The sequence below is a fragment of the Piscinibacter sp. XHJ-5 genome (assembly GCF_029855045.1).
Classification (GTDB): Bacteria; Pseudomonadota; Gammaproteobacteria; order Burkholderiales; family Burkholderiaceae_C; genus Albitalea.
Genome location: NZ_CP123228.1, coordinates 1,885,959 through 1,906,914, shown reverse-complemented (window position 1 = coordinate 1,906,914; position 20,956 = coordinate 1,885,959). Strand labels below are relative to the sequence as shown.

11 protein-coding genes are annotated in these 20,956 nt (G+C 70.6%); 7 read left to right on the top strand and 4 right to left on the bottom strand.

Annotation, left to right across the window (positions count from 1 at the left end; all coding sequences use genetic code 11):
• Positions 1 to 11: 11 nt before the first annotated feature.
• Together P7V53_RS08995 and P7V53_RS08990 are read right to left on the bottom strand one after the other, a co-directional pair.
• Entirely contained in the window at positions 12 to 500 is a 489-nt protein-coding gene (locus tag P7V53_RS08995) for a 2,4'-dihydroxyacetophenone dioxygenase family protein (RefSeq protein ID WP_280155147.1), read from the bottom strand.
• Positions 501 to 521: 21 nt separating this feature from the next.
• Positions 522 to 1,271: an SDR family oxidoreductase gene (locus P7V53_RS08990; RefSeq protein WP_280155146.1), complete on the bottom strand. Its 750-nt coding sequence runs from the start codon at positions 1,269 to 1,271 to the stop codon at positions 522 to 524.
• 328 nt (positions 1,272 to 1,599) lie between these two features.
• Between P7V53_RS08990 and P7V53_RS08985 the strand changes: the two genes are divergently transcribed.
• Entirely contained in the window at positions 1,600 to 2,871 is a 1,272-nt protein-coding gene (locus P7V53_RS08985) for an MFS transporter (protein WP_280155145.1), read from the top strand.
• Positions 2,872 to 3,133: 262 nt separating this feature from the next.
• On the opposite strand, the gene P7V53_RS08980 is transcribed toward P7V53_RS08985, so the two are convergent.
• Positions 3,134 to 4,306 carry an FAD-dependent oxidoreductase gene (locus P7V53_RS08980; protein ID WP_280155144.1) on the bottom strand — a complete coding sequence of 391 codons (1,173 nt, stop codon included), beginning with the start codon at positions 4,304 to 4,306 and terminating at the stop codon, positions 3,134 to 3,136.
• Positions 4,307 to 4,403: 97 nt separating this feature from the next.
• On the opposite strand from P7V53_RS08980, the gene P7V53_RS08975 reads away from it, so the two are divergent.
• The 5 genes from P7V53_RS08975 (at position 4,404) to P7V53_RS08955 (ending at position 18,986) form a co-directional block, all read left to right on the top strand.
• Positions 4,404 to 4,973: a TetR family transcriptional regulator gene (locus tag P7V53_RS08975; protein ID WP_280155143.1), complete on the top strand. Its 570-nt coding sequence runs from the start codon at positions 4,404 to 4,406 to the stop codon at positions 4,971 to 4,973.
• A gap of 138 nt (positions 4,974 to 5,111) precedes the next feature.
• Entirely contained in the window at positions 5,112 to 8,432 is a 3,321-nt protein-coding gene (locus P7V53_RS08970; RefSeq protein WP_280155142.1) for a DUF6603 domain-containing protein, read from the top strand.
• A gap of 16 nt (positions 8,433 to 8,448) precedes the next feature.
• On the top strand, positions 8,449 to 12,099 hold the full coding sequence (locus P7V53_RS08965) for a hypothetical protein (protein ID WP_280155141.1): 3,651 nt from the start codon (positions 8,449 to 8,451) through the stop codon (positions 12,097 to 12,099).
• A 13-nt stretch (positions 12,100 to 12,112) separates the two neighbouring features.
• Entirely contained in the window at positions 12,113 to 17,020 is a 4,908-nt protein-coding gene (locus tag P7V53_RS08960) for a hypothetical protein (protein WP_280155140.1), read from the top strand.
• 7 nt (positions 17,021 to 17,027) lie between these two features.
• Complete coding sequence (locus P7V53_RS08955; protein WP_280155139.1) at positions 17,028 to 18,986, top strand: hypothetical protein; 1,959 nt, start codon at positions 17,028 to 17,030, stop codon at positions 18,984 to 18,986.
• A gap of 19 nt (positions 18,987 to 19,005) precedes the next feature.
• On the opposite strand, the gene P7V53_RS08950 is transcribed toward P7V53_RS08955, so the two are convergent.
• Positions 19,006 to 19,896 carry an MBL fold metallo-hydrolase gene (locus P7V53_RS08950; protein WP_280155138.1) on the bottom strand — a complete coding sequence of 297 codons (891 nt, stop codon included), beginning with the start codon at positions 19,894 to 19,896 and terminating at the stop codon, positions 19,006 to 19,008.
• Between the two features lie 101 nt (positions 19,897 to 19,997).
• Here P7V53_RS08950 and P7V53_RS08945 point away from each other — a divergent pair, with 101 nt between their 5' ends.
• On the top strand, positions 19,998 to 20,924 hold the full coding sequence (locus tag P7V53_RS08945) for a LysR family transcriptional regulator (protein WP_280155137.1): 927 nt from the start codon (positions 19,998 to 20,000) through the stop codon (positions 20,922 to 20,924).
• Positions 20,925 to 20,956: the final 32 nt, after the last annotated feature.

The window sequence follows — 20,956 nt, the reverse complement described above, 5'->3', positions numbered from 1 at the left end:
ACGGGGCGCGTCTATCGCACGAACTGATCCACGTAGCCTTCGCCCAGTGCGCATTCGCGGTAGTGCTTGCGGCACATCTCGATCTTGGTGAAGACGTCTTCATACCCGGTGACAGCGCCTGCCTCGTCGACGTAGACCATCGCGCCGTGGATGTTGAAGAAGGTGATCATCTCCTGCGCGCCGACGGCCTCGTCGACGACCAGCGTGTGGATTTCGCCCGGCGGCTCGTAGACGAAGCTGCCCTCGACGGCGACCCAGTCGTGCTCGAGGTAGCGCCATGCGCCCTTCAGGACCAGGCCGGTCACCCACGACGGATGGATGTGCCGCGACAGCACGCCGGACTTGCGAACGCGCAGCAGGTTGCACCAGCTGCCCGTCACGGTGTTGAGCAACAGCGGCCTGAACCAGACGTCTTTCGCCTGAGGCACCCACACGCGCTCGTCGTCCGGGATGGCCTGCTGCGCGATCTCCGGCCGGATGCCGGGAAGCTGGACGATCATGTTGACTCCTGCTCGGCAATTTCAGGTGACGAGGTAGCCCCCGTCGACCGGAAGGATCACGCCGGTCACGAAGGCAGCCGCGGGAGAAGCCAGGAAGAGCACGGGGCCCGCCACGTCGCGGGGCAGCCCCCAGCGCTGAAGCGGCGTGCGCGCGACGATCGGATCGCTGCGCGCCGGGTCGGACTGCAACGCATCGGTGAGGCGCGTGGCGATCCAGCCGGGTGCCACCGCGTTGACGCGGATGCCGTCCTGCGCGTACGCGATGGCCAGGGACTTGGTCAGCTGCGCCACGCCGCCCTTGCTGGCGGAATAGCCCGGCACCAGCGCACCGCCGAAGAAGCTCAGCATGGACGCGGTGTTGATGATCGAGCCGCGGCTCGCGCGCAGCTTGTCGCGCGCGGCCGCACAGGTGCGCAGGGTGCCGTTGAGGTTGATGTCCACCACCTCGGCAAAGACGTGGGGATCCATCTCGGCGCCGCGCCGCAGGACGCCGGCGCAGTTCACCAGCACGTCGAGCGTGGCCAAGCCATCGACGCAACCCCGGACCGCGGCATCGTCACGCACGTCCAGCGCCATGCAGCCGGCGCCTCGAAGCTGCGGATCGGCGCCTGCCGCAGCGACATCGTCATCGCTGGCGCCGGTGACCATCACCTTCGCGCCCAGGCTCGAGAACGCCGCCGCGATGCCGGCACCGATGCCGGAGGTGCCTCCGACAACGAGCACCTGGCGGTCGACGAACAGGCGGGAATCGAAGGTGGGCAGGTCGTCCATGGGCGTCTCGGCTGGCTGCACCCCCGCCGCTTTCCGCCGTCGAGGACGAGGCAGGACGGTCGTCTCTCCCGCTTGGGAGAGAGTCGGGGCGAGGGCCTGGCGCGATCCTGCCACATCGATCTCTGCCGTCATGCCGCCTTCACGATGGCGTCCCAGGTCACCAAGACGCTGGAAGCGCGCGGCTGAGCGTTGCCGCGGGCCGATGGCGGCGGTGGCCGTTGCGGGGGTCGACCGCGCGCCGCTGTCGCCTTTTGCCGAGACTTTGCGATTGGAGGGTTGCGCGGCGCTCTTGCCGTGCCGCCCTACCCACGCAGCGGAGTTTCTCGCAATGCCTGTCGTTCCCGTCAAGGCCGTCCACGGCGTGTGCGCCGATCCACGCGGCAGCGAGCAGCATTCGCGGCGGGCCTGGCTGATGGTGGCCGCGTGCGCCGCCATGGTGGCCATGGGATTCGGCGCGATCGTCAACATCGCGGTGTTTCTCATGCCGCTGGGCATGGAGTTCGGCTGGTCGCGCGCCGACCTTTCGCTGGCGTACTCGATCGCCGGCGTCGCCACGGGCGTCGGCGGGATCGTCATGGGCCACTTCGCGGACCGCGTGCCCATCCGTCGCGTGATCCTCTGCGGTGGACTCGTGCCCGGGATCTCGTTCCTGCTGCTGTCGCGCCTGGACAGCACGTTCGAGCTGTACCTGTACCACGCCGTGCTGGGCCTGGCCGGCGTCGGCGCCATCATGGCGCCGCTGAACAGCCTTGCGGGCTTGTGGCTCGCGCGAAATCCGGGACTTGCCATCGGCGTGGTGTCGGCCGGCGGGGCCCTGGGCCAGGGATTGATGCCTTTCCTGGCGCGCCATCTCGTGCTCGCGTACGGCTGGCGACCGGCCTACCTCCTGCTCGGCGTGCTGTACCTGGTCGTCATGGCCCCGCTGGCCCTGTGGATCCGCGATGCGCCGCGCCATGGCGCAGCACCGGCGGCGACGGCCTCGCCGAGCCGCCCTCCGGGCGTGTCGTCGTCGTGGCTGCTCGCCTGGCTGTGCGTCGCGGTGACGTTCTGCTGCCTGTGCATGGCCACGCCGATCGTGCATGTGGCGGCGCTCGGGTCGGACCTCGGCCTGGATGGGCAGGCGTCGGCCGGCCTGCTGGCCGTGATGATGGTGTTCGGGATGGCCGGCCGCCTGGGGTTCGGCCGACTCGCCGAGCGCGCGGGAAGTCTGCAGGCCTACATCGTCGCCTCGGCGGGACAGACCGCCCTCGCCTTCATGTTTCCGCTGATGCAATCGCGGCCCGCGCTCTACACGCTGTCGGCGCTGTTCGGACTGGTGTTCAGCGGCGCGATGACCTCGTTCATCCTGTGCGCGCGCGAACACTCGCCGGGCGGGCGGACCGGCCTTTCCATCGGCGTCGTGATGTCCTTCGGCTGGCTCGGCATGGCGCTCGGCGGCTGGCAAGGCGGCCTCTTCTACGACCTGTGCGGCAGCTATCGCCCGTCGTTCGCCAATGCGTCGCTCGGCGGCGTGGCGAACCTGCTCGTGCTCGGACTGCTGTATCAGGTCACGGTGCGTCGGCCCGGCATGCGGGCCATCGGGAGCGCCTGCAAGGCCTAGTGTCGTGAGTTGGAATACGTGGCGTTTCGACGGGCCAAAACGAGGATGAGCGCAAGGCGCGGAGTCGGGTCCATACCGGGGGTATGGACCCGACTCTGCAACGCGGCGATCGCCCCGTTTCGGCCCGCCTTCGGTTCGACCAGATGGCGCCCTCGGTCGCCTGCGCGAAGGGGCCGATACGTCCAGTATTGGCCCCTTCGCGCAGCCGCCCGATCATCACCATCTGGTCGAATCGAACGCCACGTATTTCCAACTCACGACACTAGCGGTACACCAGACCCGACAGCCGCCACGCCAGGTTGCGGCGAAAGAGCGGCAGCCACGACAGCGTGGACAGCAGCAGGTTTCGCAGGGCACGCCATGCCGGGCGCACCGTCGCCAGGCGAGTGAGGCGGTCAGCGAGGGCCACGACCTGCTGCGCCACCGGGCGGCGCTCGATGCCGTAGCGGTCCAGCGCACTCTCGTCGCCGGCCAGGGCGTCGACCAGCGCGCCGGACAGCCGCATCGCATCCAGGATGCCCGCGTTCATGCCCTGTCCGCCGGCAGGACTGTGGACGTGAGCGGCATCACCGGCGAGGACGACGCGGCCCGTGCGGTACGCATCGGCGATGCGGTGGTGAACGCGAAAGCGCGATCCCCACAGGACTTCGTGCACGATCGCGCGTTCGCGCTGGGGCCCCCGGTCATCGAGCAGGGCTTGCACGTACGCGGCGCTCGGGTGCTCGGGTGCGTCGGCCACCGTCGCGACGATGCGGTGCACGCCGCCGGGCAGCGGCGCCAGCACCACCATGCCCGCCGGCGAAAAGTAGAGGATCACCTCGGCCTGCGGCACGCCGCCGGCGAGACGCACGTCGGCCAGCACGAAGGATTCACCGTAGCTGCCTCCCGAGAACGCGATCCCCGCGCTCTCGCGCACGGTGCTGTGCACGCCATCGGCGCCGACCGCGTAGCGGGCGCGCAGCCGGCTGCCGTCTTCGAGCGTGGCGGTGACGCCTGAGCAGTCGTGCGCCAGGGCGACAAGCCGGCGAGGCCGCAACACCTCTCCGCCGAGCTCGACGAAACGCTCGAGCAGCACTTGCTCCGTCACCGCCTGCGACACCATCAGCGTGTACGGGTACGAGGTCGGCAGCTTGTCGAAGTCGATCGGCACCAGCACGCGGTCGCGGTCGCGGATCGTGAAGCGCCGTGCCGGCAGACCGCGTTCGATCAGCCGCGGGACAACGCCGAGCGGCTCCAGCACCTCCAGCGTGCGGGCGTGCACGACCGCGGCCCGCGAGCTGTTGGCCCCTTCGGCCAGCCGATCGATGACGGTGGCCCGCACCCCGCGTGCCGCCAACGCGGATGCCAGGGTGAGGCCGGTAGGGCCTGCGCCGACGATCAGCACGTCGGTGTCGAAAGCGCCGGCGGGGGCCGGGAACGGGGATGCATGGGACATGGCGAACTCCAAAGTCAACAAGTGTTGGTCAACATGTGTTGACACTGTAGGTCGACCTGGACCAAAAGTCAACAAGCGTTGGCCTATACTTGTTGACATGACCGAAGACACACCCGCGCCGCGCCGATCCGACGCCACCCGAGCCGCCATCCTGGCGGCCGCCCGCGAGCACTTCGCTGCCCACGGATACCAGGCGGCGACCATTCGCTCCATAGCGGCGGCGGCCGGCATCGACCCGGCGATGGTGATGCGCTACTACGGCAACAAGGAGGGGCTGTTCGCCGCCGCTGCCGAGTTCGACCTGCGGCTGCCCGACCTGGCGGGGCTGCCGCGCAGCGCGATCGGAGCCGCGCTCGTCGGGCACTTCCTCGACCGCTGGGAAGGCGACGAGACGCTGATGGCGCTGTTGCGCACCGCCGTCACCAACGAGGCGGCCGCGGCCCGCCTGCAGGCCATCTTCGCGACCCAGCTCGCACCGCTGATCGCCCGGCTCTGCCAGGAGCCCCGTGCCGCGGCAGCAGCGCGTGCCGGACTGGTGGCCACGCAGATCCTTGGCCTGGCGCTGTGCCGCTATGTGCTCAGGCTGCCGCCGGTGGTCGCGCTCAAGCGCGCAGAGATCGTGCGCCGCATCGGTGCAACGATCCAGGGGTACCTGTTCGACGCCTGACGTCCACGGCGCGTCGCACGGCTCCTGTCACCTAGGGATTTGCGGCCAGCCGACACGAAGCGTAGATTCGCGCCCCTTGGCCTGTCCCGTCACTTACCGGGACGCGCTGCGAAGCACGACCCATGTGGAGGAGCACTCATGGCGGGCACGTCGGACAAGGTCTTCCTGCGCGCGTTCAGGTGGTTCAAGGACGCAGTGGCACGCCTGCAGACCGAGCTCCCATCGGGCCCGCCCGTCGATCTCTCGGCCACGCTCACCGACATCCTTCGCACCAGGCTCGGCCTGCAGCTCGACAAGACCGAGGCGACGATCGATCCCGGCACCTTCGCGGCGACCCGCGCCGAGGCACAGTCGCTCGCCGTCGCGACCATGATCACCGGCGAGACGCTGGCCGCCTTGCGCACGCTCGGCGAGGTGCTGGCCGCCATCGACGCCGGCGCCATCGGCCTGGACGACCTGTCCAAGGTCATCCGGCAGATCGACCGGCTCATCGGCGCCGATCCCGGCAAGCCGCCATCCGCGTACTCGATCGCCAAGCTGCTGCTGATCCTCTCGGGCGACGCCGACGAGCCCGACAACAGGCCCCCTGCGCGCAAGCTGATGCTGCTGCTGAAAAACGACCCGGGGCTGAGCGACGCGCAGGTCGCCGAGCCGCAGATGATCCTGGGCCTGGCCATCATGGCCGTGGGCACCCTCCTCGACCGCTCCTTCGACGCGCCGGGCCTGCCGGTGCTGCCGGCACCCGGGCCGATCGCCCTGCCGCCGGCCAGCCAGCACAAGACGTTCAGCCTCGCGCGCAGCGACGACGGCTCGAAGAAGCTGGATCTCGCGCTGGGCATCTCGACCGGCGCCGAGACCAAGCTGTTCGCCGAGCTGGCGAGCACCCTGGCAACGAAGCAGGCGGCGGGCGATGCCTTCGAGCTGCAGTTCTCGGTGGCCGCCGGATTTCGCGCGCAGTTCAGCGTGCCCACGCTGGTGCCCCTGCCGCCCTCCATCCCGAAGCCGGAGCTCAGCGGCGCCGTCGACATCGGCATTGCGTTCGCGCGCAAGAGCAGCGCCAACCCGCTGGTGCTCGGCTCGACCGGCGGCACGCACTTCTCGATCGGCGAGCTCTCGGGCGGCATCGTCCTCAAGAACAACGCACCGCAGGTGGTGTTCGACCTCAAGGACAGCAAGCTCGTGCTGAAGATCGGCGACGACTCGCTGCTGTCGGCCGTGATGGGCGACGCGATCGAGGTCCGCCTGTCCTTCGGTCTCATCGCCGACGCGGCGGGCCTGCGGCTGAAGGACGGCACCGGCCTGAAGGCGACGATACCGCTGGAGAAGATTCCCAACAGCCCGGTTCAGGTCCCCTTCCTCTACTTCGACCTGATCAAGGGCGCCGACCTGAACCAGATCGACATCGAGATCGCCGGGTCGTTCCAGGTCGCCATCGGTCCCTTCGCCGGCTCGATCGACCGCCTGGGCACGAAACTCAACCTCGGCAACATGCTCGGCGCCGGCGGCGCCAATCCGCTCGCGACCTGGGGCCTGAAGCCGCCGTCGGGCGCCGGCCTGTCCATCGATGCGGGCGTCATCAAGGGTGGCGGCTTCCTGCTGTTCGACCCCGAGCGCGGCGAGTACGGCGGCATCCTCGACATCAAGCTGATGCAGATCGGCGTCAAGGCGATCGGCCTGCTGTCGACCAGGAACCCGGGCGGCTGGTCGCTGCTGCTGATCATCACCGCGCAGCTGCCGCCGATCCAGCTCGGCTTCGGCTTCACGATGACCGGCATCGGCGGCCTGCTCGGCGTGCAGCACACGATCGACACGCAGGCGCTGAGCTCGGGCCTGTCGACCGGCTCGCTGGACAGCTTCCTGTTCCCGCAGAACCCGATCGCCAACGCGCCGCAGATCATCAACCAGCTGCGCACCATCTTCCCGTTCAGCCCCGGCGGCTTCGTCATCGGTCCGATGCTGGAGCTGGGCTGGGGCACGCCCAGCCTCGTCACGGCGCGCCTGGGCGTGCTGATCGAGGCGAGCCAGCTCGTCATCGTCGGCCAGGTGATCGTGCAGCTGCCGCCGCTCGTGGACAAGTCGCTGGCGCTTCTCTACCTGCAGATGGACATCGCCGGCGGCGTGGTGTTCGACCCGCTGAAGATCTGGTTCGACGGCCTGCTGCGCGACTCGCGCGTGCTCTTCATCTCGCTGACCGGCCAGTTCGCATTCCGCGCGCTGTTCGGCGACAAGCCCAGCTTCCTCATCAGCGCGGGCGGCTTCCATCCGCGCTTCACCGACATCCCGCCCGACATCCCGGCGCCTTTCCAGCGCGTGGGCGCCGAATTCTCGATCGGCATCGTCGGCATGCGCTTCGAGGGCTACTTCGCCGTCACCTCGGCCACGGTGCAAGGCGGCTCGGCGATGCGCGTGTGGGGCGACGTGGGCATCGCGGCCTTCGAAGGCGGCTTCGAGTTCAACGCCATCATCTACATCGTTCCGAAGTTCCGCTTCGAGGTCGACATCCACATCTGGGCCGGCGTCGAAGTCTTCGACATCGACTTCGCAAGCGTCGACATCTACGGCCTGCTCGCCGGCCCGGGACGCTGGCACATCGTCGGCAAGGCCACCATCCACACGCCATGGCCGCTGCCGGACTTCAGCTTCCACGTCGACGAGACCTGGGGCGAGGACCGCGCAACGCCGGTGCGCAAGCTGCGGCTGGTCGACGAGCTGCGCAAGGAGCTCGAGGCGCAGGACGACAAGGGCACGCCGGTGAACTGGTCGGCGGTGCTGCCGGCAGCCCACGACGGCTTCGTCACGCTGGTCAAGCTGCCTCCCGCGCCGGGCCTGCTCGCGCATCCCAACGGCCTGCTGCAGTTCGTGCAGAAGCGCATGCCGCTGGCCAAGGCGCTCACCAAGCTGGGCTCGGACGGCATCGAAGGCGAACGGCAGATCGCGATCGGCGACCTCGTCTTCGGCGCGATCACCAAGCCAGCCGACCGTCGGCTCGACGACAACTTCCCCATCGCGCAATTCGTCGATCTCAACGAGGACGAGCTGCTCGGCAAGCCGTCGTTCGACCGCTTGGAATCGGGCTTCGAGGTCGGCCAGAAGGACCACCTCTTCGGCGCGGCCGTGGCGGACAAGTTCGACTACGAGGAGGTCAACCTGTCCACCCCCGCAGAGCCCAGCCTGCTCGTGGCCGCCGGCCTCACCACCGCCGCGCACGCGGCGTGGGCGCTCGACACCGGCGCGGCGGGCCGCTCGGCGCTGCGCAACAAGGCCAGGCTCAGGCCGGCGACGGAGGTGAAGGTGAAGGTCGATCCGCCGCCGTTGCAGACGCTCGATGCGGGCGCGGGAACGATGACCGGCGGCGCGCTGTCGGGGCGCGCCGCGCAATCGTTCTGGACGGCGCAGGACACGGCGCTGGCTGCCGGGCCCCGCGTGCAGGTGGTCGAGGCGTTCGAGATGTCGTTCTAGCGTCGGGGAGCGTGACATGCCCATCGCCTACCAGTTCCTGCCCTGGGTCCGACGCGGCCTCGCCGTGGCGCTCTCCACGGAGGACAACCTCGGTGCCGGCAACGCGCTCGCCGCGCGCGGCGCAGCGAGCATCGGCGTGAAGCTTGCCGCGCCGCATGACGGCGAGGCGATCGCGCCGCTGCAGATGCGGCTGCACGGACCCGGCGACGTGATCGGCATCGACACCCGCCTCGTCGTGCGCACCGACCCCAAGCCGCAGGCCACCAACTTCGAGCCCAACTACCTCGCGATCGTCGACTTCGACCCGCCGGACTTCGTCTGGATGCTGACGCCGGCCAAGGCGCAGGGCGACCGGCGCCTGCGGCCCTGGCTGGTGCTGGTGGTGCTGGAGGTCGGCAAGACCGGCTTGCCGCGCATGGCCCCCGGCGCACTGCTGCCCTCGGTGCGCATCAAGGCCGCGGACGTCGCGGCCGAGCTGCCCGATCTCGGCGAATCGTGGTCCTGGGCGCACACGCAGCTGGTCAACGACGACGCGGCGCAGATCCAGGCCGACCTGCAGGCCAAGCCGGCGAGCAACGTCTCGCGCCTGGTGTGCCCGCGCCGCCTCAAGGAGCGCACCGACTACGTGGCCTGCATCGTGCCGGCCTTCGAGCCGGGGCGGCTGCGCGGCCTGGGCCTGGTGACGGACGAGAACGCGCCTGCCATGACCACCCTCGCGCCGGCCTGGAACAAGGCGGCCGCCGCCGACGTGGTGCTGCCCGTGTACCACCACTGGGAGTTCTCGACGGGCCCGAAGGGCGACTTCGAATCGCTGGCGCGCCGCCTGCGCACGCCGGGCTCCTACAAGGGAACGCCGGTCGAGGCGCAGCTCGCGGCGGTCGGCACCATCCCGATGTCGGTCGACGATCTGCTCAACGGCAGCACGCCGGGCCTGGTGACGACGATGGAAGGCGCGCTGGTGCCGATCAGCTTCGAGCCCGGCGCCGCGCCGCCGGCCACGCAGGCCGAGAGCCTGGAGATCATCGTCAACACGCCGCAGGACCAGGTCGTCAACCCCGTCGGCGACGGCGCGACCAATGCCGAGGGACGGCGCATCGAGGTCAAGCCCCCGATGGTGGGCGCCTGGCACGCGCAGCGCCATCAGGCGTATCGCAGCGGCGCGGGTCCGGCCACGGCGCCCCAGCTCGGCAAGCACTGGCTGGCCGACCTCAACCTCAACCCGCGCTATCGCGGCGCGGCCGGCTACGGCGCTGAAGTCGTGCGCAAGAACCAGGAGGACTACGTCGACGCCTGCTGGGACCAGATCGGCGACATCCTCGCCGCCGAGGCCAGGTTCAACCTGACCCGCCTGGCCATCGAGGCACTGGGCGCGCTCAAGCGCAAGCACTTCGACGTGCTGCCGCCCGAACGCCTGATGCAGGTCTTCGGGCCGGCCCTGCCGCGCATCGAGGCCTTCGGCACCGCGGCGCAGACCTTCCGCATCAACGGACAGATCGCATCGCTGGGCGGCCGGCTCGACCGATCCAGCATGCCGGGCGCGCTGGTCGATGCCGCGCTGCGCCGCGTCGCCAGCCCCGGCAATCGCGCGCTGCGCGTGGCCGCGCGGCTCACCCGGACGACCGCGGCGCTGCCGGCGCTCACGACGACGTATGTGTCGACGATGGCCAAGGCGACGACGCGGCCGGCCGCCTTCGCCGTCAACGCGTTCATGCCCGACGGCATCGTCGGCACGAAGATGTTCGACGGCGTCGACCTCGCCGGTGCTGCAGGGACGGCCATCGACCTCGCCGCCGTGGGGCTGCACGGCGCGCGCTACACCGTCGGCCAGGTCAAGCAGGCGCTGGCCAGCGGCAACGTGGCCAGGAGGACGCTCGCTGCGAGCGGCGTGCCGGAGCTGAAGATCCGCGCGGGCCAGCACCTGGGAGTGTTCACGGACGTGCATGTCGGCCGCTTCGGCACGCTGGTGTCGAATGCGCCGGCCGTGAAGGCGGCCGACTGGGCCGTGGTCGCGTCCAGGATGGAGACGCTCGGCGAGCGCGGCATCGAAGGCTTTCTCGTCGAGTCGACCACCGCCAGCGCGCAGCTGCAAGTCAGCGCCATGCGGCTCGATGCGCGCAGCGGCCGCTTCACCATCGACCGCGTCGTGGGCCGCTTCGACGCCGGCCGGCGTGCGCTGCCCATCACCGGCAGGGGCCGCGACGCGCTCGCCGCCGCGGCGCTGGCCGGCACGCGTGTCGGCCAGGTCGCCGTCGCCACGTCGCGCACCTTCAACCCCGGCGGCCTGATCGCGACCTTGCCGCCGAACGCGCTGGTGTCCACCGCCGGCGAGACGACGCCCAGCTTCACGCTCGATGCGAATCTGGAGTTCGAGCGTCGCGAGCCGGGCGGTGCGCCGCCGCCGGTCGTGAGCGTCACGCTGCCGCCGGCGATCCGCAAGCGCGACGTGCTCAAGCGCTTCTCCGCCGCCACCAAGGGTGCGCAGGTCGCTTGGCGCGATGCCTTCGCCGACCGCCGCGTCGAGGTGCAGGTGATCGACTTCCCGGTGGCGCAAGCCGCTGCCGTCTTGCGCGCGCGCACCGACCCGGCGATCACCTTGCCGGCGCGGCTGGCCTCCAGCGTGTCGATCGCCGAGGCCGCGCTCGGCACTGCTTCGCCGCATGTCGCGGCCTTCCTGGGCAAGGACGCGACAGCCGACCTGCGCTTCATGATCCCCGCGCTGTTCGACCGCGTGATGGCGTGGCCGCACCTGCACAAGCCGCTGTATGCCGACCTCGTCGACTACGACAAGAACGCCTTCATGCCGGGCGTGGACGATCTGCCGCAGGACCTGATCATGCTGGTGCAGGTGAACCAGTTCTTCATCGACGCGCTGATGGCCGGCGCCAATGTCGAGATGAACCGCGAGCTGCTGTGGCGCGGCTTTCCCACCGACCTGCGCGGCACGCCGTTCCAGCGCTTCTGGCGCCTGCGCCAGGACGACATGGACCCGATGCACCTGTGGAAGGCGCAGCCGCTGGGCAAGCGCACCGACCCGAACATGACCGATCCCGACCGCGTCGCCCTGCTGGTGCGCGGGCAGCTGCTGCGCCGCTATCCCAACACCGCGGTCTATGCCTGGAAGAAGCGCACCACGCCGGCCAACCCCGATCCCGCGAGCCCCGACCACACGCAGCTCATGAAGGACGCCAACGGCCATCCCCCGGCAGGTGCGGTCCAGCTGCCGGTGTTCCAGGGCGCGATCCCGCCGGACATCACCTTCTTCGGCTTCGACATCGACAAGGCCGACGTGGGCGACTGGTGCTTCGTGCTCGAGGAGCAGATGAGCGAGCCGCGGTTCGGCTTCGACGTCGACGTGCCGGCCCCGGGCCAGCCGCAGGGCAGCAAGCCGCCGCAACGGTCGGCGCTGAGGTCCGCGCTGATCCAGATGGCGACGCCCAACAACGCGCTGCTGGCCGGCGGCTACAACGCCTACAAGGCCTTGTCGTGGTCGCACCTGCAGGTCCAGGCCGGCGCGAACTTCAGCATCGCGTCGCTCATCAATCCGCCCGACAAGCCGTTCGCCTCGTTCCCGACACTGGCCGCCAACCCGACCGCGGCCGACATCGCGAAGGCGCTGCTGCAGCAGCCGTTCCGCGCGTACTACGTCGGCGACGACCTCGCCACCTGAGGAGCTCTTCGACATGCCGCTGGAACTGAACCTGGCCGCGATCACCGAGGCGCGCGCCGGCCTCGCCAAGCAGCGCGGCGCGCAGCGTGATGCGAGCGCACAGCACGTGCAGGCCGACGCCGAGCTGCAGCGCCTGCGCCGCGCCGGCGCAGATGCGCGGACCCTGGCGCGCCAGCAGGCGCAGGTGGCGCGCCTGGCGGACGCCGCACGCGGCGCCCACGGGCAGGCACGCGAGTCGCTCGCGGCCATCCGCCAGCTGTCGGAGCGGCTGCGCGCCGGCCGCGATCCGGCACTGATGGTGCAAGCGCTCGCGGCCACCCATCCGGTCCTGCTGATGCCGGTGGCGGTGCAGACGCGCTACGACGATGCGACCACGCGGCTGATGATCCGCATCTACCCCGACACCCTGCACGGCTTCACCCATGACCCGGGGCTCACGCCGACGGAGATCGACGAAGGCAAGCGCTACTGGACCCAGCGCTTCGCCGATCCCGCCGACGCCGCGTCGCCATGGACGCAGATCGCGCGGGTGTTCGGACCGTCGCGCGCCGCCTACGTGGTGCAGGCGACGACGCCCACCAACGTCGCGCTCATCGGGCCCGACGCGCAGCCGCAATTCGACGACGCGGCCATTCCGCTCTCGGCCAAGGGCTCGCAGCAGGTGATCGCGCAGGCGCTGCCGGACCGCTTCGTCGTGATCGGGTTGCGCAACGGACAGGAGATCTTTCGCAAATGGGGCGTGGTCGTCGCCGACCAGCTCGCGTTGTCGCCGCTGTTCGATCCGCTGCTCGCCGAAGGACAGGACCCCGACACCTTCGATCCCTTCGCCGACGACCGTGCATGGATGGTCGACTACCCGGCCGCCGAAGCCGCCGGCATGGCGATCACCGTCACGCAGGCGGACCTCCAGGCCGGCGCGCTGATGTCGCACGGCGTGCAGCGGCTGGTCGTGCTCGGCGTCGACTGGACGCAGACGCCGGCCGGCGCCGCGGCGCTGGTCGCCTCGCTGCTCGACAACCACCTGCACGCCGACGGCCTCAAGTTCGTCGCGCAGGGGACGCCGACCAACAACACCGCCAGCGTGCGCGCCGGCTTCACCGCCAACGGCGCCGACGTGGTGGCCGCACTCGATCCGGCACAGGCGGCGGCCACGTCGGCCGCGGTGGCCGACGAGCTGGCGAGCGCCGGCGCGCGCCTGCAGCTGCTGCTCGGCTTGCCGAAGGCCGGCTTCGATGCGGGCCTGGTGCCCGGCGCCGACCTGATGGAAGGCGCGTGTGCCGGCCACATGCTGAACGCCCTGTGGAACGCGACGCTGGGCTACACGCTGCGCTTCTTCTGGAACCCGATCGACGGCGCGCACACGCTGGTCGAGGACTCGGCCATCGAGCAGCTGCGCGCCTTCGGCGTGCGCTTCCTGCGCGCGAGCGGTCCCCTGTCGGCGCTGCGCGTGGGCAAGACGCCGTACGGCGTGCTGCCCATCTGCGCGCGCTCGTACCAGCCCAAGGCCAACTCGCCGATCGAGCGCGAGCTGCTCGAGGCGATCGGCTGGTTCCGCACGCATTGGGAGCTCGCGCTTTCCACCGTGCCGACCTTGCGCGACCCCAAGGCCGAGAGCCTGCACCAGGTGCTGGCCATGCAGCCGTGGGCGCTCGCCAAGCGCTTCTGGCAGGTGGCCGGGCCGGCCGCGGTGAAGAACTATCCCGACATCGAGCCCTTCGCGGCCTGGCAGGGCCTGTTCCTCACGCTGCTGGTGCAAAGCCTGCTGGGCAAGCAGCCGTTCTCGACGCAGGCGCCGTTCCTCGCCACCTGCGCGGTGCGGCCCAAGCCGCATTCGCTCGACGTCGTGCCCTGGGTGCAGCGCGACCCCGATCACCCGAAGCAGGAGCTGCCCGAGGATCGCGAGCTGACGCCCAACTTCATCGCCACGCTGCAGCAGCTGCTGTCGCAGCCGACGAGCCAGGTGCGCGGCGCCATCGCCGCGATGCAGGACGCCGACTCGCTGCTCGCCGCGATGCTGGCCTTCGCGGCCGACGAGGAGCTGCTGCAGTCCGGCCGTGGCCTGTTCCTCAAGCACGTGCTGGAGCGCACCAGCCTGAGCGCGGCGATGAAGACCGAGGCCAGGCGCCTGCGTCCGGCCGAGTACGTCGGCGTGGACGTGGCCACGCCGATCGGCGACCAGTTCGACCTGGGCCATGCCAACGCGGTGCTGGGCCTGCAGCTGCCGGGCACCACCGGCGCGGCGGCGTCGGTCGAGGCGTTCATCGGCAGCCACTTCGGGCAGGTCGTCGCCAACTGGCCCGAGCAGCTGCAGAACATCGCGAAGTTCGGCGAGAGCCTCGCGTTCCTGAAGGACCGCAAGGCCGGCGAGCTCAGCCATGCATTGCGGACCACGCTCGACCTGTATTCGCACCGCCTCGACGCGTGGATCACCTCGCTGGCCACCAAGCGGCTCGACGAGATGCGCGAAAGCGCGCCGGAAGGCGTGCATCTCGGCGCCTTCGGCGTCGTCGAGGACCTGCTGCCCGACTCGGTGCGCCCGGTCGACCAGTCGGCCGACAGCTTCGGCTACGTGCATGCACCCTCGCTGCAGCAGGCGGCCACCGCCGCCATCCTGCGAAGCGCGCATGTCGCCAACCGGCAGGCCGCCGCCGGGGCCTTCGACGTCGACCTTCGCTCGCACCGCGTGAAGCGCGCGAAGCGGCTGCTCGAGGGCATCGCCAACGGCCAGTCGATGGCGGCGCTTCTGGGCTATCGCTTCGAGCGCGGGCTGCGCGACGCGGCGCTCTCGCAGCACATCCTCGAGCTGCGGCGCGCCTTTCCGCTCATGCCGGCAGGCGACAAGGCGGGCGACGAGGCGAGCGAAGCGATCTCGGCGCGCAACGTCATCGACGGCGTGCGCCTCATCGCCGAGTACCGTGCGAAGGGCATAGGCCCCGTCGTCGCCTCCACCGACCCGCCGCTGGCGCTGAGCGCCGGCGACCAGTCGACCATCGCGCGCATCCTCGACGAGCTGCTCGACCAGATGGATTCGGTGAGCGACCTGCTGATCGCCGAGAGCGTGTTCCAGGTGGCCGGCGGCAACATGGACGGCGCCGGCGCGGCGATGCAGTCCCTCGACAAGCAGCAGCGCCCGCCCGAGTCGCGGGTGGTCGACACGCCGCACAGCACGCGCGGCTACACGCAGCGGGTCGTCGTGGCGCTGCAGTCGGCAGACGTGGGGCCGTGGGGCGGCATCGCCGACGACGACCTGGCCGCGCAGGTCGAGCCGCGCCTGAACGCGTGGCTGGCCGGCCTGCTGGGCGATCCGGCCGGCTATGTCTTCGGCGCGAAGCTGATGAACGCGGTGCTCGACGATGCCGAGCCGCCGAAGATCGTCTCGTGGACCGACTCCGGCGTGGCGCTCCAGGTGGGCCTGTCCGAGCTGGGCCTGTCGCCGCTGGCGCTGGTGCTGGGCAGCGAGGCGCAGCAAGGCGGCGGACAGAGCGAGGTGCAGGAGCGCATCGGCGCCGCGCTGGCCGCGCAGGCGCGCGCGCTGCCCGGCGCCGTGCCGGAGCGCCAGGCCGTGGTGCTGCAAGGGTCCTCGCCGCAGGCCGGCAGGCACGGGCTGGTCGCGTTCGAATCGTTCGCCTGGCTCTTGCGGCGCCTGATCGACAAGGCGCGGCCGCTGCGCCGCATGGACATGGTGCGCGCCGAGAACGGCGTCGAGACCGACGCGACGCTGAACGAGGGCGAGTTCGCCGGCGTCGACCTGCCCGAGCTGCTGCTGCGCCTGCAGGCCGCCGAGGCACCCGCGCAGGCGGCGATCGCCGCGCTGGCGGCGGCGATCGCGCCAGTGCCGCTCGACGAGCAGGGCTTCGTGAGCCTGGCACCCGATGCGCCGAATCGCGCCGCGCTGCTCGCCGCATTGCACGCGGCGCTGGCCCAGGCGCGCGCACTCGGCTGGCGCAGCGCGCTGCCGAGCGAGCGTGTCGCGGCAAGCGCGGGTGAAGGCGAGCGTGTGAGTCCCGCCGACACCGTCGAGCTGGCGCATGCGCGCGCGAAGGGCCTGCTCGCCGAAGTGCGGGCCCGGCTCGATGCGGCGCCGCCGCCGGTCGCCACCGACGGCCTCGCGCGGCAGGCGCAGGCCGCGCTCGATCGCATCGCCGCGATCCTGGGCAAGGCCTTCCCGGTGCTGCCTCGCTTCGACCTGGGCGCCTACGCGGCCGATGCCGCGGCGACCCTGGGCGATCGCGGCACGCTGCTGGGCGGCGACGATCTGGCGATCGCAGGCTGGCTGCCCAAGCTCGGCTGCGTGCGCGAAGCCACCGGCCTGCTCGCCGACGTGCTGTCCGCAGCCGAGGCGATGGGCCAGGCCGGCGGGCCGCAGGACATCAAGCTGCTCCAGTTCCCGCGCGACGCCGCGGCGCGCTGGGGTGCCCTGCCGCCGGCGCCGCAGCAGGACCTGCGCGGCACAGTGGCCGTCGTGGCCCACGCACCCGCGGCGCTCGCCGCCATCGCGTCGGGCGACACGCTGGCGGGCCTGTTCATCGACGAATGGTCGGAGACCATCCCGACCGACCGCGAGACCACCGGCCTGGGCTTTCACTTCGATGCGCCCGGCGCGCGTCCGCCGCAAAGCATGCTGCTGGCCGTGCCGGCCGATCCCGCGGCCGACAGCTGGACGCTGGAGGCGCTGCTGGCCACCGTCGACGAAGCCATGTCGCTCGCGCGGCTGCGTGCGGTGCGGCCGCAGGACCTGAAGGGCCTGGGCCTCGTGCTGCCGGGCATCTTCCTGTCCAACAACTTCAAGCGCGACGTGCCCTCGGTGGACTTCGCGAGCATGCTCGACAAGAACCTCGCGGTGCTGCGCGCCGCAGGCGGCGCGGCGAGCGAGAACAGCTTCATGAAGATGGCCGCCGGCAAGCTGGCCACCTTCGAGTGAGGACCCCATGGCTGTCTACCGAGTCTCCGCAAAGGCCATCGGCATCGAGTCATTGGCGGCCGTCATCGCCAAGCCGGATCCGTCGGCCACCACCTGGTCCCGACTGGAGCCGCTGCCGACCAGCGACGACGTGTCCGAGGCGCTGCAGGCGCGCGTCGCCGATCCGCTGTGGATGCTCGCGCGCCAGTGGCAGTTCAACGAGTTCCAGGGCGAGGATGCGGGCAGCCCCATCAAGGCGGGCTTGCGCATCGAGGGCGTGCCGGTCACGTCGCTGGTGGGCGGCGACGCACCCGCGCAGGCGCTGGCCGGCGCGGCGCCGGTCGAGGCGCTGGTGGAGCGCGAGCAGGTGCTGGCCGCGCATCCCAAGCTCAACGCGCAGGCCGGGCAGCAGCTGATGCGCCAGCTGCGCGCCGCCGGCGCCGGCGGCGCGCTGGCGGCCTTGCTCGACCGCTATCCGGCGGCCATCGTCGCGCCGGACGATCCGGCCGCGGACAACGCCGGCTTCGTGTGGAACGCGCTGCTGAACGGCAAGGCGGTCGACGCTCTCGCCGTCGCGGCCGACCTGCGCCCGCTCATCGGCAACGACGCCGGCCTCGATGCCTTCGGCAGCGGCCTCGGCCTGGGCGCAGCTCAGCTCGCGGCGTTTCGCGGGGCGGCGACGCGCTGGGTCGCATGGCTGGACGATTTCGCGCTCGAGGGTGGCACGCCCGGCCCGAGCCCGTACTGGAACCCGCAGCGCCTCGAGTACGCCTTTTCCCTGCAGGCCGACGGCACCGCGCCGCTGCTGAAGCTCGACGCCGACGAATACGCCGACGGCCGCCTCGACTGGCACACGTTCACCGTCAATGCCGACGCGGCGCAGGCGGGGCCGGGCGTGCAGCTCATCGAGGTCGAACCCAAGCGCCCGCCCATGCCGGCGATCGCGCGCTACCCCGGCATGCCGGCCGACCGGTACTGGGAGTTCGAGGATGGTCGCGTCAGCTTCGGGATGCTGGGCGCGGCGAAGAACGACCTGGCGCGGCTCGCGGTGATCGAATACGCGCTGGTGTTCGGCAACGACTGGTTCACGCTGCCGGTGACGCTGCCGGTCAACGCGCTGTACCGTGTCGCCAGGCTCGACGTGCTCGACAACTTCGGCATCACGGTGAAGATCCCGCCGGCGACCAACCCCGATGGCACGCAGTGGACGATGTACGAGATGAGCGTGGGCACGAGTGCGCTGGCGCCGCGTCCGCGGCTGAACGACATCCTGTACCTGTGCCCTGCGGTGAAGGCGCTGGAGGGCGCACCGCTGGAGCATGTGCTGATGATGCGCGACGAGATGGCCAACATGGTCTGGGGCATCGAGAAGCGCGTGCAGGGCACCTCGGGCGAGCCGCTCGACCGCAAGTTCGAGAGCCACCGGCTGTCGACGAGCCAGCAGCTGCGCCCGCCGCCCGATGCCGTGCCCGCCGCCGACGGCGCGCCGCTGCACTACACCCTGCAGACGCCGGTGGCGGCGCACTGGATTCCCTTCCTGCCGGTGAAGAAGGCCGGCGCGACGCCGGCCCAGTGGGCGATCCAGCTGCAGCGCGGCGTCGTCACGCATCACTACCAGGTCACCCCGCTGCGGCTGAACGATCCGCGCAACGCCGACTACAAGGCCTTCATCGAGCGGCTGCGGGCCGCGCCTTTCGTCGAGCAGAAGCCGGAGCAGGGCCCGCCCGACAACCGGCTGCAAGGCTTCATGTTCCATCCGCGCGGCGCGATCCTGCGCCTGGACCCGAACGCGCCGGTGGATGGCGACTACCTGCGCATCGCCGAGGAGGAGGTGCCGCGCGACGGCATCGAGGTCAAGCGCGCCTTCAACTACGCGCGCGACGCGCAGGGCAAGGCGCTGCTGTGGATCGGTCGCCGCAAGACGACCGGACGCGGCGAGGGTTCGAGCGGGCTGCGGTTCGACGTGATTCGCCGCGGTCGGGCGTAGCGCTCGGCGCTACGCCAGATCACCACTTCATCTCGCCCTTGGCGACCTTGGCCCCGATGTCGAGCGCGACCGGCAGGCCGGCTTGCGGGTAGGCCTTCTTCATCGCCTCGATCAGTTCGGCGCCGCTCCTGGCCTTGGGCGTCTCGGCCTCGAAGCGTTGCAGGTACTCCCGTGTGTAGCGGATCGCGCTCTCGTCCAGCGCCGTGCCGGCCGCCATGTGGCCGGGCACGACCGTGGCGGGCTTCAGCGCCTGCATCTCGTCGAGCTGAGCGAGCCAGGCCCTGCGCTCGCTGTCCTTCTGCGTGTCGGCAGTCCAGACGTGCAGGTTGCCGAACACCGCGATGTTGCCGACGATCGCCTTCAGCGAAGGGATCCAGACGTAAGGGCGGTGCGCCAGTTCGCCGGTGGTGCCGCGCAGCTCGATGGCCTCGCCGTCGACCGTGAGGGTCACCCCCTTCAGCTCGTCGGGAACGATCGGCTGCCGGGGCGCGTTGGCGCCCATCTTCGGTCCCCAGAACGCGAGCTTGCCGGCGACCTTGCTCTGGATCTTCTCGCGCACGGCCGGCGTGGCGAGCACCTGCGCCTGCGGGAACACCGCTTTCAGCGTCTCGGCACCGAAGTAGAAGTCGGGGTCGGCGTTGCTGACAAGGATGGTCTTGACGGTCTTGCCGCTGTCGAGGGCGTTGGCCGCGATGCGCAGCGCGTCGGCGCGCGTGAAGCCGGCGTCGATCACGACTGCCTCGGTCTTGCCGCTCACGACGACCGCATTGACATGAAAGCTGTTGCCGTCGGCGTTGTAGACCTTGAGCGACAGCGGCGCTGCGGTCTGGGCACCGGCACCGCCGGCGGCGACCATGCCGACGGCGAAGGCGGCGGTCAGTGAACGAACGAGCTTCAGAGGGGACGACATGACGATCTCCTGGGGTCTGGTGAACAGCCGTGGACTGTATTGATGCAATCGCAAGAGATAAACTGCCGTCTCGTTGATGATTCATTGCACGGATCGATGAAATGGACCGTTTGACCTCCGCGCGCGTCTTCGTCGAAGTGGCCGACCGCGCCAGCCTGACCCAGGCCGCTGAAAGGCTGGGCATGTCGCCGGCCATGGTGAGTCGCCACCTGGCGGCGGCAGAGGAGTGGCTCGGGAGCAGGCTGCTGCATCGGACCACCCGACGCGTGAGCCTGACCGATGCGGGACAAGCGGCGATGGTGTCGTGCCGGCAGCTGCTGGAGCTGGCCCAGGAGATGCAACACCGTGCCGGCGACCGCAGCCGCGAGCCCGATGGAACGCTTCGCATCACCACGTCGCCCTCCTTCGCCGAAGCCCAGCTGACGGCCGCGCTCGTGGACTTCCAGCGGCACCACCAGCGGGTGCGAGTGGACTTGCTGGTTGTCGACCGCGCGGTGGATCTGGTCGAGGATCGCATCGACCTCGCGGTGCGCATCTCCAACACGCTGGACCCCGGCCTGGTGTCGAGGGCGCTGACGCAGTGCCGCTCGGTGCTCTGCGCCGCGCCGTCGTACCTGGCCCGGCATGGTCACCCGGGGACCGCGGATGAACTCAAGACACATCCGTGCATCGGGCACGCCTTCGGCAGCGGCACGACATATCGGCTCACACGCGCCGGCAGAGCGATCGAGATCCCGGTCTCCGGAAGCCTGTTCACCAACGAAACCGCCATCCTCCGCCGTGCCGTTCTGGCCGGCGCCGGCATCGGCATGCTGCCCACCTACTTCGTCACCGAGCAGTTGCGCCGCGGTGAGCTGGTGCAACTGCTGCCGGACCACGAGCCGGAGGTGCTGGGCATTCATGCGGTGTACCTGTCGCGCCGGCACCAGCCGCTCGCGCTGCGCCTGCTGGTCGATTTCCTCGCGGCGCGCTTTGGTGGAGCGACCGCGCCGTGGGACGCGCCGCCGGGAAAGCGCGTACCGCGTTGAGGGGGAGCAGCAGTGCACCCACCCCGTTCGGA